The sequence below is a fragment of the Pseudomonas sp. GM21 genome, assembly GCF_000282215.1.
In the GTDB taxonomy this organism is placed as follows: domain Bacteria; phylum Pseudomonadota; class Gammaproteobacteria; order Pseudomonadales; family Pseudomonadaceae; genus Aquipseudomonas.
Genome location: NZ_AKJS01000133.1, coordinates 1 through 13,819, shown reverse-complemented (window position 1 = coordinate 13,819; position 13,819 = coordinate 1). Strand labels below are relative to the sequence as shown.

The 13,819-nt window shown below is 58.0% G+C and carries 10 protein-coding genes; 5 read left to right on the top strand and 5 right to left on the bottom strand.

Going from position 1 to position 13,819, the window contains the following annotated elements; translation table 11 throughout:
- Positions 1–174 precede the first annotated feature (174 nt).
- Complete coding sequence (locus PMI22_RS07640) at positions 175–1,098, bottom strand: carbon-nitrogen hydrolase family protein (RefSeq protein WP_007947645.1); 924 nt, start codon at positions 1,096–1,098, stop codon at positions 175–177.
- An 84-nt stretch (positions 1,099–1,182) separates the two neighbouring features.
- Here PMI22_RS07640 and PMI22_RS07645 point away from each other — a divergent pair, with 84 nt between their 5' ends.
- Positions 1,183–2,091: a LysR family transcriptional regulator gene (locus tag PMI22_RS07645; protein WP_007947644.1), complete on the top strand. Its 909-nt coding sequence runs from the start codon at positions 1,183–1,185 to the stop codon at positions 2,089–2,091.
- A 9-nt stretch (positions 2,092–2,100) separates the two neighbouring features.
- On the opposite strand, the gene PMI22_RS07650 is transcribed toward PMI22_RS07645, so the two are convergent.
- Entirely contained in the window at positions 2,101–2,355 is a 255-nt protein-coding gene (locus tag PMI22_RS07650; protein WP_007947642.1) for a hypothetical protein, read from the bottom strand.
- A 165-nt stretch (positions 2,356–2,520) separates the two neighbouring features.
- Between PMI22_RS07650 and PMI22_RS07655 the strand changes: the two genes are divergently transcribed.
- The gene (locus PMI22_RS07655) at positions 2,521–2,838 is read left to right on the top strand and encodes a DUF883 family protein (RefSeq protein ID WP_007947641.1); all 318 of its coding nucleotides are present in this window, start codon (positions 2,521–2,523) and stop codon (positions 2,836–2,838) included.
- Positions 2,839–3,079: 241 nt separating this feature from the next.
- Here PMI22_RS07655 and PMI22_RS07660 read toward each other — a convergent pair whose 3' ends face one another.
- Positions 3,080–4,120, bottom strand: coding sequence for an Ldh family oxidoreductase (locus PMI22_RS07660; protein ID WP_007947640.1), 1,041 nt, complete (start codon positions 4,118–4,120; stop codon positions 3,080–3,082).
- Positions 4,121–4,345: 225 nt separating this feature from the next.
- On the opposite strand from PMI22_RS07660, the gene PMI22_RS07665 reads away from it, so the two are divergent.
- Positions 4,346–9,190: a dermonecrotic toxin domain-containing protein gene (locus PMI22_RS07665; RefSeq protein ID WP_007947638.1), complete on the top strand. Its 4,845-nt coding sequence runs from the start codon at positions 4,346–4,348 to the stop codon at positions 9,188–9,190.
- A 96-nt stretch (positions 9,191–9,286) separates the two neighbouring features.
- Entirely contained in the window at positions 9,287–10,288 is a 1,002-nt protein-coding gene (locus PMI22_RS07670) for a FecR family protein (protein ID WP_007947637.1), read from the top strand.
- 55 nt (positions 10,289–10,343) lie between these two features.
- On the opposite strand, the gene pvdQ is transcribed toward PMI22_RS07670, so the two are convergent.
- Positions 10,344–12,689: a bifunctional acylase PvdQ gene (pvdQ, locus tag PMI22_RS07675; protein WP_007947636.1), complete on the bottom strand. Its 2,346-nt coding sequence runs from the start codon at positions 12,687–12,689 to the stop codon at positions 10,344–10,346.
- 230 nt (positions 12,690–12,919) lie between these two features.
- Between pvdQ and PMI22_RS07680 the strand changes: the two genes are divergently transcribed.
- The gene (locus tag PMI22_RS07680; RefSeq protein ID WP_007947633.1) at positions 12,920–13,282 is read left to right on the top strand and encodes a hypothetical protein; all 363 of its coding nucleotides are present in this window, start codon (positions 12,920–12,922) and stop codon (positions 13,280–13,282) included.
- Between the two features lie 20 nt (positions 13,283–13,302).
- On the opposite strand, the gene PMI22_RS07685 is transcribed toward PMI22_RS07680, so the two are convergent.
- Entirely contained in the window at positions 13,303–13,491 is a 189-nt protein-coding gene (locus PMI22_RS07685; RefSeq protein WP_007947632.1) for a hypothetical protein, read from the bottom strand.
- Positions 13,492–13,819: the final 328 nt, after the last annotated feature.

Genomic DNA, 13,819 nt, shown 5'->3' with positions numbered 1-13,819 from the left:
TCGGCTAATTTCACGACTGCTGCGCAGCCGAACGCAGGCTTCGCCAGCTGCTACAAAGTGCGGTTCGGCTTAACTGACTGGCATTAGGGCTTGCCCGCGATAGCAATGGATCAGGCAACAATGATGTCGACTGATACTCCCGCATCGCGGGCAAGCCCGCTCCCACAAGGGGGGTCAGGTGTTGAAGCGGACGCCGGGTTTGGCGCGCTCATCCACCGTCAACTCAAACACATCCGGCCGCGCATAGTGCCCGACCACATCGTAGTCATATCGGGCGCGAACCAGGTCATCCGTATCGATTTCAGCCGTGAGCAATCCAGGCCCATCGCGCAACGGCCCGGCCAGAACGTCGCCCATCGGCCCGACTATCACACTGCCGCCAGCAATCAGCGGCCGGTCCGTCGGCCAGTTGGCAATGTCCACGCCCAAGGCCTGCGGTGAATCCTGAACCTGGCAGGCACTGACCACAAAGCAGCGCCCTTCATGGGCGATGTGGCGCATGCTGACTTGCCACATCTCGCGCTCGTCCACCGTCGGCGCACACCACACCTCAATGCCTTTGGCGTACATTGCGGTGCGCAGCAGCGGCATCATGTTTTCCCAGCAAATCACCGCGCCGACTCGTCCGACCTGGCTGTCGAGCACCGGCAACGTCGAACCATCGCCCTTGCCCCAGATCAGCCGTTCGGTGCCGGTGGGCATCAGCTTGCGGTGCTTGGCGATCAACCCCGCCTGCGGGTCGAAATACAGCGCCGTGCAATGCAGCGTACTGCCAGCCCGTTCAATCACACCGATCACCAGATTGGCCCCGGTGCGCGCCGACAACCCGGCCAGGGCTTCCGTCTCGGCGCCTGGCACGTCAATGGCGTTGGCGAAATACCGGGCAAACGCTTCCCGTCCCTCCGGAAGTCGATAACCCAGTTGGGTGCCAAACCCTTCACCCTTGGGGTAACCGCCGAGCAACGCTTCGGGCATCACCACCAATTTCGCCCCGGATTCCGTAATGGCGTTTTCCCAGGCAAGAATCTGCTCCAGGGTCTCGGCCTTGCCACCGGGCAAGGCCCCGATTTGCAGGGCGGCAACAATTGACTTGGGCATCGCAGTAGCTCCATTGGCATCAGGTATTGCCCATTCTCCGGCGTCACGGGATCATGAATAAAGCCCGATCCGCTGCTGAATGATATGAACGTTATGAATATCGCCACTGTCGACCTCAATTTGCTCAAAGTCTTCGAAGCGCTGCATGAAGAGTCCAGCGCCAGCCGTGCGGCCCTGCGCCTGGGCGTAACGCAATCGGCGGTCAGTGCCGCGCTGCGCAGGCTGCGCGAGGTGTATGGCGATCAGCTGTTTGTACGCACCGGCCGTGGAATGGCGCCGACGCTCAAGGCCAACCAACTGAAACCGGTGGTCAGCGATGCGCTGAACAAATGTCGCCAGAGTCTGGCGATGGTCGATCCGGCGGCCCATCAGTACGACGGTCGCGCAGTGTCGGTGGGGATGTCGGATGATTTCGAGATCGCTTATGGCCGCCGACTGATCGAGGAAATCGCCCGAACAGCACCCAAGCTGAGGCTGATCTTCCGGCAAACCCACAGCCAGATCGTCGCCGATGCACTGATGGAGCGAAGCATTGATCTGGCGATCACCGCCGGTGGATTTGCCGAGCGATTACTCAGCCGTCAGGTGTTGGGAGAAGGCGGGTATTTATGTCTGGTGGATCGCAGCAGCCTGACCGAAGGGCAACACGTCATCAGCCTCGACGAGTTCGTCGCGCGCGAGCATATTTTGGTATCGTCCGGCGGTTTTATCGGCATCACCGACGAAGGGCTGGCAGCGCTGGGGCTGAGTCGCCGGGTGTGTGCGTCGACCACGCACTTTGCCGCGTTACCGCACTTGCTCAAGGGCAGTCAGGCGGTGGCGACCATTCCGGCGCATGCCGCGCAAAGCATCGCTGCGCTCAGTGGGCTGGCGCTGCTGCCCTGCCCTTTGGCCTTGCCGCGCTACCCGATCGAACTGGGCTGGCGCACCAGCACACAGCTCGATCCGGTGGTACTGAAAGTGCGCGAAGCGATTGTCGCGTGTTTTGCCTGAGGCCCGGCCTTACTTGTTGGCCGCCATCAGGCGATTGACTTCACTGCGCACCATGTTGGCGAACTCCGGCGGCGACATCGCGTCGAGCTCGGCACGGACCCATTCAGCCCATTTGCCTTTGCGCTTGGCGCGCTCACCGAACAAGCGCGCCGCCTCGCCCTTGGATTTGCCCAGGTTGCTTTGCCAGAGGTCGAACAGACGGGATTTTTCATCTTCAAGCGCAGCGCGCTCGGCGAGAGGTTTGTCGGCCAGATTGAAGCTCATGGGAAATTCCTGCTGCGTAAAATAGGCGACATCTTACACTGTAGGACGAAACGTCTGACTCAGGAATTTTCTACCCAACGGGGTCAACGCGAAAATTCGCTGCAACTTTTTCGTCGGGGCTAGACTCCATTGTTCACTGCCTGATTACCTGCAAGGAGTACCACCATGGCTCGGAAAACCGCTGCACAAATCGCCGAAGACCAATCCAAGGAACTGGCGTTCAGCGAGCTGGCAACGCTGATCGAAGAGTCGGAAAAACTGCTGACCCGCAGCGCCGCGCTGGTCGGTGAGGAAGCAGAGACCCTGCGCGAGCAAATCGCCCTGAAACTCCAGCAGGCTCGGGATTCGGTCAACCGTGTGCGTGACCGTACCCAACCTGTCTTCGATGCCACCGAAACCTACATTGGTGGGCATCCATGGCAAACCGTGGCCATTTCCGCCGGATTTGGTCTGGTGGTCGGGTTGTTGCTCGGTCGGCGTTAAACAGAACCGCATTACACAGCAAAAAGAAGGCGAGCCATGGGCTCGCCTTTCTCTTGCCTGCGTCACACGGATTTGTAGCAGCTGGCGAAGCCTGCGTCCGGCTGCGTAGCAGTCGTCAATCCTGTACACGCGGATTTTCTGAAACACCGAATCGCCTGACTTTACGACTGCTTCGCAGCCGGACGCAGGCTTCGCCAGCTGCTACAAAGTCCGCGTCGGCTCTACTGACCTGCATTGAGCCTCAGAGCCCCGCCAGTTCCCGCAGGTTCGCCAGCGTCTCGGCGTCGAGCGCAATACCTTGCGAACCGGACTTGGCCCGTTCTTTATGACGTCGATCACCCGGCAGGCGCTTGAGCCCAACACCGTGCATCTGCCGAACCAGTTCCTGACTGCGCTCGGCAAAATTCTGCCCGGCCGCCTTGCTCGGGTCGATCACGATCAACAGTTGACCGGTCCAGGGCGTCTTGGCACCCGGGTGGTTCGACCAGTCAAACTCGAAGGAAAAATTGCCGCCGGTCAGCGCGGCCGCCAACAGTTCCACCATCATCGACAAGGCGGAACCCTTGTGCCCGCCAAACGGCAGCAGTGCGCCGCCTTCCAGAATCGCTTTCGGGTCCTGCGTCGGCTGGCCAAGGCTGTCCACGCCCATGCCTGCCGGCAAACGCTCGCCCTTGCGTGCCGCGATCTGTACGTCGCCATGGGCGATGGCGCTGGTGGCCAGGTCGAACACAATCGGCTCGCCGCCGGCCCGAGGGGCAGCAAAGGCGATCGGGTTGGTGCCAAACAACGGGCGATCGGCGCCGTGGGGCACCACGCAGGTCATGCTGTTGACCACGCTCAACGCCACCAGGCCTTCATAGGCAAACGGTTCGACGTCCGGCCACAAGGCGGCGAAATGGTGTGAGTTGCGAATCGCCAGCACTGCAATGCCGGCGCTGCGAGCCTTTTCCACCAACAGGGCGCGTGCAGCCGCCAGGGCCGGCTGGGCGAAACCATTGCCGGCATCGACCCGGACAAAACCCGAGGCAACGTCTTCAACCACCGGCACGGCCTGGCCATTGACCCAGCCGCTGTTCAGCGTCGAGACATAACCGGGAATACGGAAAACGCCGTGGCTGTGAGCACCATCACGCTCGGCGCCAGCACAGTTGAGGGCCAGCGTCCGGGCGACTTCGGCAGAGGTGCCATGACGCAGAAAAATCTTTTCGAGCAATTGAACGAGCCCGTCGAAATCGAGCGTTTGAGTATTCGACCTGGCGGCCATTTCGGGCGATACGGTCATCTGAAGCTCCAATTTTATTTTTGAGTACGGGCAACAGCGTGAAGCGAGGCTGCAGGGCAACCTGAAAAGTCGCCGATTAAGCGCTGTTGTACCGGCGTCCTGTCAAGCCTCAAGCGCCAGTTTGGTTCAAGCAATATGTACCGCACATGAGCCTTCCAGCGGCCGTACTGTTTTTCCTCGACTTAACGACTGCGGTCAATCGATCGCAACACATCGAGGACAACCATGACTGCTTCCCCACTGCCGTATTTTTTTGACGAAGCACAACGCGCCGCCGGTGCCCGAGAACCCGGTGACCGCGAAAAAGCGCTCGGCTTTACGCTTGATGACCTGAAATGGATGAAGAACGTTTATCTGGCGACAAACACAGCCCGCACCACGCAAAAAGACCCCATGCATGTTTCGCAGCTGTCGCTGAGCATGCCAGGCACAGACGATGTTCCACTGGCCGGCACGTTCGCCATGAGCCGCCCCCTGGATGGAGAAGTCACGCTCTACACGCCATGGAAAGGCCTGATCAAGTTCGCGGACATGGATGACCTCAAAAGCAGACTCAAGGAGTGGCTGGCATCGGATACCGGCAAACGTGAGCTGTTGCGTTTTCTCTCCATCGGACAACGCTGCGCATTAGCTGCCACACCTGACATCTCCACGAAAGCAATCACGGGCGCGGTGTTCCAGGACCAGCAGCTCACCCTTGAAAGCAATCAGACGCAGAACATCCAGTCGATGATGGCCGAACTGCTCAAGATGCCGACATTGCAATCGATGCTGAACGACACGCTGAAAAACGCCCTGCACAAGCCGTTTCCGGGCCTCGACCAGCGCCTTACGCGACTCAAGAGTTTTGTCAGGACTATTTCCGCCTTTGACGTCGACGAGTACCAGCACACGATTTCCTCGCTTCCACTGGGGGATGCACTTCTCCACTTTTACCTGACCAACCAGTGGCCCGCAGGCGATTCCAGGGTCTTTTCCCATCCCGGGCACAGCGTCAGCAGCGATGCGGATAACCTGGCGTGGGAAGGTGCGGTAAAAGAGATCGCCCAAAGCTTCACGCCGCACTTGCACAATCAACTCGATGTGTTCTGGAACACCGCCATGAGTAATGGATTGTCGCGTCGGGCGTTTTTCACCGAGGGCTTACGCGATACGTTCCACCTGAAGCTTTTGATCCTGCGCCAGGAAGGCGTCTTATCAGCGCCAGAATATATGAGGCTGATGAATGTCAGCCTCGCGCCCTCCGACGTCGCGCTGCGCGTGGAAAAGGTGCGAGTCACTGCACCTTTCAAGCATTTTGCCGAGCTGGCCTCAGCCTTGATGATCGGAGGTGCCGACACGCTGGGCTTTTTGTACACCCCGTCCCGAGGCATCGAAGCGACTGACGACCTGTCAGCCGTCAAAAAAATCGTGCTGCAGATGATGAAAAGCGAAGGGCATGAAGACACGCTGCTCAACTTCATGTCGCTGGATGAACGCGCTACCTTTCTGGCCTTGCCACCGGAGGAGTGCTTGATTGAAGGCCGCCCGGTCACAGGTCCGGTATTTGAAGCAGTAATGGCCGATATTCTTGACAAGCAACGGGACAACCTCAGCCATGCCTTGAGCCGTTACCGTGAAAGCGAAGGCACACTGTCCGCCCATGCCTTGCTTGATAATGCGCTGGATGTCCGTGGACTGCTCGACGATCGGCTACTGTCCACCGATGCCGCTGGCCGCTGGAGTACAAGGGTCGACCAGCGCAAGAGTGGGCAACCGGCGACTGTACGAGCCGAGTCAGCCAAAAAGGAACTGGCGCTGCTCGATTCGGTTGAACAGGCACTCGATCAACTGAAAACACAGTATCCGGCCATCCCCGCAGGCCTCAGCACCTTCGAGCAAGTACAAAGCCTCGTCAGTTCATCCTTGGCTAACCTGCAATCGAGTTTTACCCATACCTTGTCAACCGCATTGCGCAGCGAATTGAAGCTACGCACGGTCACACGCACCCTGGATTCGACGGCGCAGGCGATCATCAAAACCGTGCTCGATAGCCCGGTACACTTACAGCGTGCCGCCTTGAACGGTTTTCTACCGGACGTGTTTGCCCTCGCTTTGAAGGCCACTGATTTGGCAGACCCGTTGCAGTTGGCCAGTTGTTTTGTGTTGACTGAACGAGGCGGCCTGGACCCCCTGCACTCGGGCAAGACGATTTTGTGGACGCCGGCATCGGGATTTGAAGCCTTCGGGACACTGTCACGATTACGCGCCGTGCTTGATCAACGCCTCAAGCACGACGTTATGCGTTTAACACTTCTGGAGAACCTTGGCCGTAGCGAGCGTTTGCCGGGTAGAAGCTATGCGCTGGCGCCCCTGCAACGGATACACGGGAATTTTTTCGATCATCTTCAAAAACCCTATGTCCATCTTGACCAGACATGCATCACCCGCGCGCTGGCGACACCAGTCTCTCCCTCGCTGCTGGCGGACATGCTGAATCTGGTGTCACTACGGGCTCCACTGACGGGATTACGCACCGCAACGGACATTGCCCAGTCCCTGGCGACTCAGGAAACATTGCCGGCATGGCTGACCAAGGCGTCCATCAAAGATCTGGTACTGCATGGCGAACTGATTCAGCAATACCTCAACAACGTCAATGACGACCAGGATTACTTGACGGGCATACGGTCGTTGCAGCGTACGGCTCAGGTCGAACTTGAAAAAAAACTCAAGGCAGACGACTTAAACATCGACCCGGACAAGGTTCTGATCCAGATCAGCGCACGCCCGACGTCGCCGGCCCGTACTGAAACCCTTACCGACTTTGCATTGACCCCTTTCAAGGATCTGGATCAGGCCCGGTTCACACTGCAATCACTTGATAACACCGCAATTCCCGAAGATATGGACGAAGGCTACATCAAAGTCCTGATACGAAACCTGAAACCGGGCGAGCACCAGCAGAAAATACTGAGCGAAGCCCTTGCAGACACCCCCGCCAACGCAGCTCGAAGAACCCGGTTTTACCGACAATTGCCTTGGCAACTGATGCATTACGCCCACACGGAAAAGCTGCAGGAACGCCTGAGCGAAACGGGATTTGATCTGATCCGGCAAATCATGGACATGCCCGACGCTATCGCCCGTGCGGCAGTCGACGGCACCCACGCCATGATTCGCCCGCTTGAGTTCCTGGGGGTCAAGAGCGCACAGACGATCACAGTTCCCGGTGTTTACTTGATCGGCTCAAACACTGATAGCGCAGGGCCGCAAGTCCTGCTTGCGCCACACAGCCCACGTCACGGGATCAAGGAATATGAAAACGAAGCGCAACTGTTGACGGAGTTGAAAACGCGGGGACCGCTGCTCGACTGGGTACTCACACACCTGCCCGAGGCCGACCGGACCCTGCTGAATCACCGAATGGCGAACACCAATAACCGCACGACCCGAGCAGCAAGGGCGTCTTCCGACAAGCCGGTCAGCGAAGTCACACTGGCGTCCAATCCGATCAGAGGGCACCTGTTCGGTCAGTTGTTCAATGACAACGCCGCGCTATTGGTTCGATTGCTGGGTTGTCAGTCCGACGACAAAAAACACAGTGAATGGGAGATCATCAAACATGTGCTGGGCGAAGACCTCCACGAAGCCTGCTCATTTTTCATGGGTAAGCTCGCCTACCCTATTACGGTCTGGCGCAGTTACCGCCACATCAAGCAATCCGCCGAGGACCTTCAGACGCATAAATGGGGGGCCGCAATAAGAGAATTCATCAACGGCATTGCTCAACTCGCTACGTTACGACGCTCGCTGGGCAATCAAACGCAGCTGACTTCGCCACAGGTCGATGTCCCGCAGACTCCCGCCCGCCGATTCAACTGGCATGACGTCGACGTCACCGCTCCCGAACGCACCCAGCTAAGCCGCCATGAAAGCATCGACGTGGATCTGGGTTCACTGGCATCAGACTCGACGCTCGGGCTCTACACCCACTCCACAACCAGGAAGCACTACGCAGCAGTTGAAGGAAAAGTGTATCCGGTCGCCAGGCACGGCGGCCGCTGGCGCATTACAGGCACCAAAAACCGCGGGCCAGTGCTGCGCCAAAACCAGGCGAAACAATGGGTCCTGAACCGGGGCGCCGCGGTACCCCACTTCAGCCTGGTCAATCGATTGGATACCGCACTAGCGGTGTGGGGAGGCATGAACATCGACGCCAGTGGCATGCCGAGGATCCGTCGACTGTTTCCGCAAAAGGCCCGTCTGATCGACGAGGCGCTGGACCAGGCCACCACCTATGCCTGGACCAGTTTCCGAAACCTGCAATTGCTCAAGTCTTCCGACGACATGAACACCCCGGTGCATCAGCTCATCGCCGACTTCATGGGCGTATCGCAAGCACTGCCCGCGCATGTCGCGCATCTTGAAAAAGTCGTGACAGAGATTTTTACAGCCTTGCTGGACCCAACGCTGAGAAAGTCCGATTCCGAACGTTTAGTGGTCGGCAGGGTGATTGCCGGCGCGGAGCATACTTTTGCCTTTATCATTCCCTCGGACGCGAAGAAAAAAATTCACCTGGCCGAAAAATTCTTCGCGCCCAACTTCGAAAACTACCGCCAGCACCTGAGCGACGGGCAATTCCCTATTGGCGCCCATAGCCGAGCGATGACGATTCTTCATGAGCTTGGACACATCGCTTGTAACGCCGAAGACATTGCCTACCTTGACCCCGGCCGTCCATTCGCTGATCTGATTGATACGTCCAGCCCGCTTGCCGAAACCCTCAAAAACGAGTTGACGACGGTTCAAAGTACCGCACTGTCGCTCAGGACCCCCTATACCCAACTGTTCATGGTTGAGGACCCTGATACCGGAGAATGGGAGGATCTGGGTAATACAACTCATGAGGATACGGAACGGGTGAAAGAGCATATCTTGACGTTGACCGGCGCAGAAAACCTGAGCGGCGCCCGCCATACGTTCAAGAAAGACCCCATGATCAGGCTGAAGGTACAGCTCGGGAACGCCGATAGCATTGCCTGGTTGATCGGTCATCTGGGACGCCAACTGCACGTCAGCACCCCCTGACTGCAAAAATAACCAATGTTTGATGGTTAATTGCCATGACGGCAGTTCTCGCAGGCTTCCCCGCAAGGTTAGAATGCTGGAAATCAGGATGAGTCAATGACCGACAACTCTCTAACGCCAGCCGAATTTGACGCGATCACCGATGCCGCAGCGCATTGGTGCATGCGTCTGCATGCTGTCGACTGTACCGCCGAAGAACGGGTCGCCTTCGAACAATGGCGCGACGCTCATCCGCTGCATGCATTCGAATACGAGGCCATGCTGGAGATTTGGGAGGTCGCAGGGGCGCTGCCGCGTCCTGAAGCGGTCGAACCCATTGCGCGTTTCAAACCGGCTTCATCCTGGCGCAGTCTCGGCATTGCCGCCGCCGTTTGTGCGGTGGCATTGCCACTCGCGGCTTTCAGCGGTTGGAACATGGGCTGGCTGCCGAATTCGTATCAGCACTTTGAAGCCAGCGACACGGCCCGTCAGGTCACCCTGAGCGACGGCAGTCGGGTAGAACTGAACCTTGGCAGTGAGCTGACGTTCCGCAACTACAAGGATCAGCGGCGCGTAACGCTGAAAAAAGGCGAAGCGTTCTTCAGCGTCAGCCATGACATGGTTCACCCTTTTATAGTCAGGGCCGCAGACGGAAGGATTCGCGTCACCGGGACCCAATTCAATGTCTGGATGTACGAAGACCAGGTCCGCGTGAATCTGATCGAAGGCTCGGTACTGGTCACCAGCAATGACGACCTTCCCGGCGATGGCTTACGTCTCGGCCCTGCCATGCAGGCGCGTTTCAAACACGGCGATTTCACACCACAAATCAGTCAGACCTATGCCAATGACAATTCGCTGGCCTGGCGCAGTGGCAAACTGGTGCTCGATAACCTGTCACTGGCCGATGCCTTGCCGTTGATCAATCGTTATCTGAGCAAACCGGTGATGGTGGCCGATCACAGCACCGGCCAGATCCGCCTCGGCGGTATCTACAACATCAAGGAACTCAACAGCCTGGTGGCCTCCCTGCCCAAGGTGCTGCCGGTTTACCTGACCCGCAACAAGGACGGCAATCCGGTCCTCAATTCAATTCCGACCCAAACGCCTAAAAGCTGAAGGCCGCTCCCCTTGCAGGCAGCGGCCTTCATGTCGGCTTCAGGGGACTTTGCTGTTACTGCGCAGCCACCTTTCCTGCCTTTTTATCCTGCTCACGGATCGTCTGTGCCTGGTAGTGCGGGTCTGACGTGATCTGCTGCTCAGTGAAGGGCAGCACACTGAGTTGCTTGTTCGAAAACGCCTGTGTCTGGTCCCGCGAATACTTCGAACCCGGATCGCTGGACAACGAAAACGCCAGTAAACCCTGAGCTTGCGGCCCCTTGTCATCGAAAGTCACTATCTGCAAATAGCTGGTGCCACTGACCACCTCTCGCTTGCCGTCTGTTCTCGGTACGCTTTGAATGGCGTTGTACACGCCCAGTGTGCCCGGGCCACCATGAATCGGTGTTTGCTGGCCGCCGCTGCTGACCACCTGAATATCACCCCAGCGCGCGTCAGGTTTCAAACCCTGGGCGTTCACTTGCTCTGCTGAATCAAGCATCGCGTCGCGAAGGGCCTTGGCGACATCCGCTTGATCAATGGCCAGACCACGCGGGGTGTTTTGTGGATCGTTGGGATCAAAGGCCACACGCCAGATGTTGGAAATCTCCTGCAACGGCTCCATGACATTCTGGAAGTGCACAAACCCCAGACCGCTGTCCAGATTCGCCCGACGGTCCCACGCCTTGAGGCTGGCACACACGGGTTTCAACGCCACGGCATCGGCCCCCAAGTCACCGGCACAGAACTGCAACAGATCCGGCATGACCTGAGCGGCCAGATACACCTCGTCGTCCATCACCATCCGCTGCAAATCCACCGCCGTCAAAGGCCCGGCCTTGTTGAGTGTGCCCAATCGAGCCAGTGCAAAACGCGAGCGCAAGCCCAGCGGTAGGCCCTCTTGGCTGATCAGCGGCGAGAACCCGGTGAGCGGTTGCGTCGGGTTAGCCATCCAGGCGGAATCATTGGAGTGCTGCACAAAATCCTTGCGCAACAACTGCGGCAGCTTGTCGGCGGCATAGATACCTTTTTGTGCAGCCTGCGGGTCAATGTCCCAGGCACACGCACGGTTGGAACCGTCGAGCAGGATCATTTCTAAGCCGGCCCGCGGATCGCTGCACCTGGCCAGTTTCTCGGCGCTGACGTTGGGCACCACCGACAGGTTCATGTACAGCGTTTGCCCCTGATCATCCACGGCCAGGGTGTTAACCCACGGGATACCTTGAAGGGTGTGCACCGAGGCTTGCAAATCCTTGAGGCTGCTTGCCTGGTTCATCGCATACCACTGCTGCAAGACCCGGTCGTTGCCCAGGTTGGCATCGCGCAGGCTGTAGGCGTACCGATGGTCCCAATCCAGTTTTCCCGGCCATTGCACGATCGGACCAAATTCCGAGCTGTACGCCACATGCTCAACCTGAGTGATCCGACCATCGGCTTGCTTCACGTTTACCGTCAGGGTCTGTTTCTTCATCGGCAAGGACTGGCCGTCGAGTAGATAGCGGGTCGAGTCCTTGGGATCAAGTTGCAGTCGATACAGCGTGAAGTGTTTGGACGAATCCACGGTGTGGGTCCAGGCCAGGTGCTGGTTGAAGCCGATGTTGATCACCGGCAACCCGGGCAATGCAGCACCCATCACATCCAGCTTGCCGGGGATCGTCAGGTGCATCTGATAGAAGCGCATCCCGCCAACCCAGGGGAAATGCGGATTGGCCAGCAACATCCCGCGACCATTGAACGAACGCTCGCTGCCGATGGCCACCGCGTTACTGCCGCGATCCAGTGCAAACCGTTGCAGACGCGACGCGGCCAGCTGGAAGGACGGCGATTCATCGGTCACCTGCGTGACGGCATTGGGTGGTGCGGCCCCGGCCAGCGCTTCGGCAAACTGCCCTACTCCGCCTTCGACCAGCAGACGACGGGTCAACCGGACCAGGTCCTCGGCGCTGATCTCGCGCACCCACGCCCCCTTACACTGCGCTGGCAAACCCTGTTCGCGACGTTCCGCCAGCGAACGGTTGTAGCCGGCGACATAACCCTCCATCAGTTGCTGTACTTCAGGCGTTTGCGCCTGCCAGAAACCGGCGACGGCTTCGGGGGTATTCAGCCAGGTGAAAAACAGGTCGCTGACCAGGTTTTCGCGCGCCTCGACCGTCCGCTGATCCGGACTGAAATACCGTGAACGCTCGCCATTGACCGTGACAATTTCATTGGCCAGCAAACACAGGTTGTCCTGAGCGTAAACGTACCCGATGCCATAACCGAGCCCTCGCTCGTTGTCGGCACGAATGTGTGGCACGCCAAAACCGGTGCGGCGAATATCAGCGCTCGCCTGCTCCGGCTGACTGCGCGCATTGGCTGCAAGACTCAGCCCCACCAACAAACCCGCCAGGCTTAACCTGGTTAACTGCCTGGAAATAATCACGCTCGCTCCTGATCGAAAAGACAAACACCCTGCCCTCTCACTGAAACGAAACAAAAAAACAAAAATTTAGGCTCGCAAAGACAGTCCAGATGCCCTAAATGACATGACACTCACATGGAGTCGACAAATTTTCTACATCCTGGCCTTCATTATTTGACGCGCTCGTTCGTCTAAATGATTTGAGAGCACCCATCACATTTTCTGGCCGGCTCGGAAAAAGGAGTTATTGCATGTACAACTCGCAACTGCCAATGGACGGTAGCAACGCGCCAACGAGCCCTGCCGTGGGTTCCGTCATTTTCGAACAGCGCAGCGGTAATGAACGCATCCGATTGCTGCTCAAAAGCTTTGGCCTGCGGACCAGCCTGGTTCGCCTCAAAGTCATTGATGCCTTGCTGGCCGCCGCTGAAAGCGAACGCAGCCTTGGCGTGCGCGGCGTGCACAGCCAGTTGCTGGACCTGGGTATACCCCTGTCCTTTCTCAGTGTTCGGGAAGTGTTGAAACGTTTGTGCAGCGAAGGCGTGATCATGCTCAATCCAGACAAAAGCTACAGCCTGCATCCGCACGCTGTAGCCATGCTCCATCGCGAGTGATCAGCTCAACGGGGCGTCGCTCAAGGCTTGACCTTGCGACGCATCATGCCGTTGATCACCACTACCACGACCGCCACACCGATGGCGATGTACTGAAACAGCTTCTCGCTGATGACACCTTCGTTTTGCAGATACGAAAGGCCGAACATGATCCCCAGCACGACCAGGGAGATCAGAATCGAGTATTTCAAACGTTGCGATTGAGTCATTGCGAGTTCCTGAACCTGAAAAAATATCCGCTTTGTATCTGAATGCATGCCCCCCCCACCATTGCGTGGGGATGGCGCGCTGCAAACGGGGTGTCATGGTACAGCGGGTGAAGAGATTTGGCTTCATCGCGGCATTGACCATGAAGATTTTGAAGTGTTTCGTCGAATCACACCGCTGATTCTTCCGCACGCCTGAAAAACGCCCGCCCTGTGCGTAATGCCGGTCAGTTAAGCAATTTCTGCGGTAACGCAATTGTTGTAGCAGCTGGCGAAGCCTGCGTTCGGCTGCGCAGCAGTCGTAAAACCGGAGTTTGCGGTCTACCTGAAA

Excerpts from the sequence above, each read along its gene's own strand:
- PMI22_RS07655 (WP_007947641.1), top strand. The coding sequence starts at position 2,521 with ATGGCTCGGAAAACCGCTGCACAAATCGCCGAAGACCAATCCAAGGAA.
- PMI22_RS07680 (WP_007947633.1), top strand. The coding sequence starts at position 12,920 with ATGTACAACTCGCAACTGCCAATGGACGGTAGCAACGCGCCAACGAGC.
- PMI22_RS07660 (WP_007947640.1), bottom strand. The coding sequence starts at position 4,120 with ATGACCGTATCGCCCGAAATGGCCGCCAGGTCGAATACTCAAACGCTC.
- PMI22_RS07650 (WP_007947642.1), bottom strand. The coding sequence starts at position 2,355 with ATGAGCTTCAATCTGGCCGACAAACCTCTCGCCGAGCGCGCTGCGCTT.
- PMI22_RS07665 (WP_007947638.1), top strand. The coding sequence starts at position 4,346 with ATGACTGCTTCCCCACTGCCGTATTTTTTTGACGAAGCACAACGCGCC.
- PMI22_RS07640 (WP_007947645.1), bottom strand. The coding sequence starts at position 1,098 with ATGCCCAAGTCAATTGTTGCCGCCCTGCAAATCGGGGCCTTGCCCGGT.
- PMI22_RS07645 (WP_007947644.1), top strand. The coding sequence starts at position 1,183 with ATGAACGTTATGAATATCGCCACTGTCGACCTCAATTTGCTCAAAGTC.
- PMI22_RS07670 (WP_007947637.1), top strand. The coding sequence starts at position 9,287 with ATGACCGACAACTCTCTAACGCCAGCCGAATTTGACGCGATCACCGAT.
- PMI22_RS07685 (WP_007947632.1), bottom strand. The coding sequence starts at position 13,491 with ATGACTCAATCGCAACGTTTGAAATACTCGATTCTGATCTCCCTGGTC.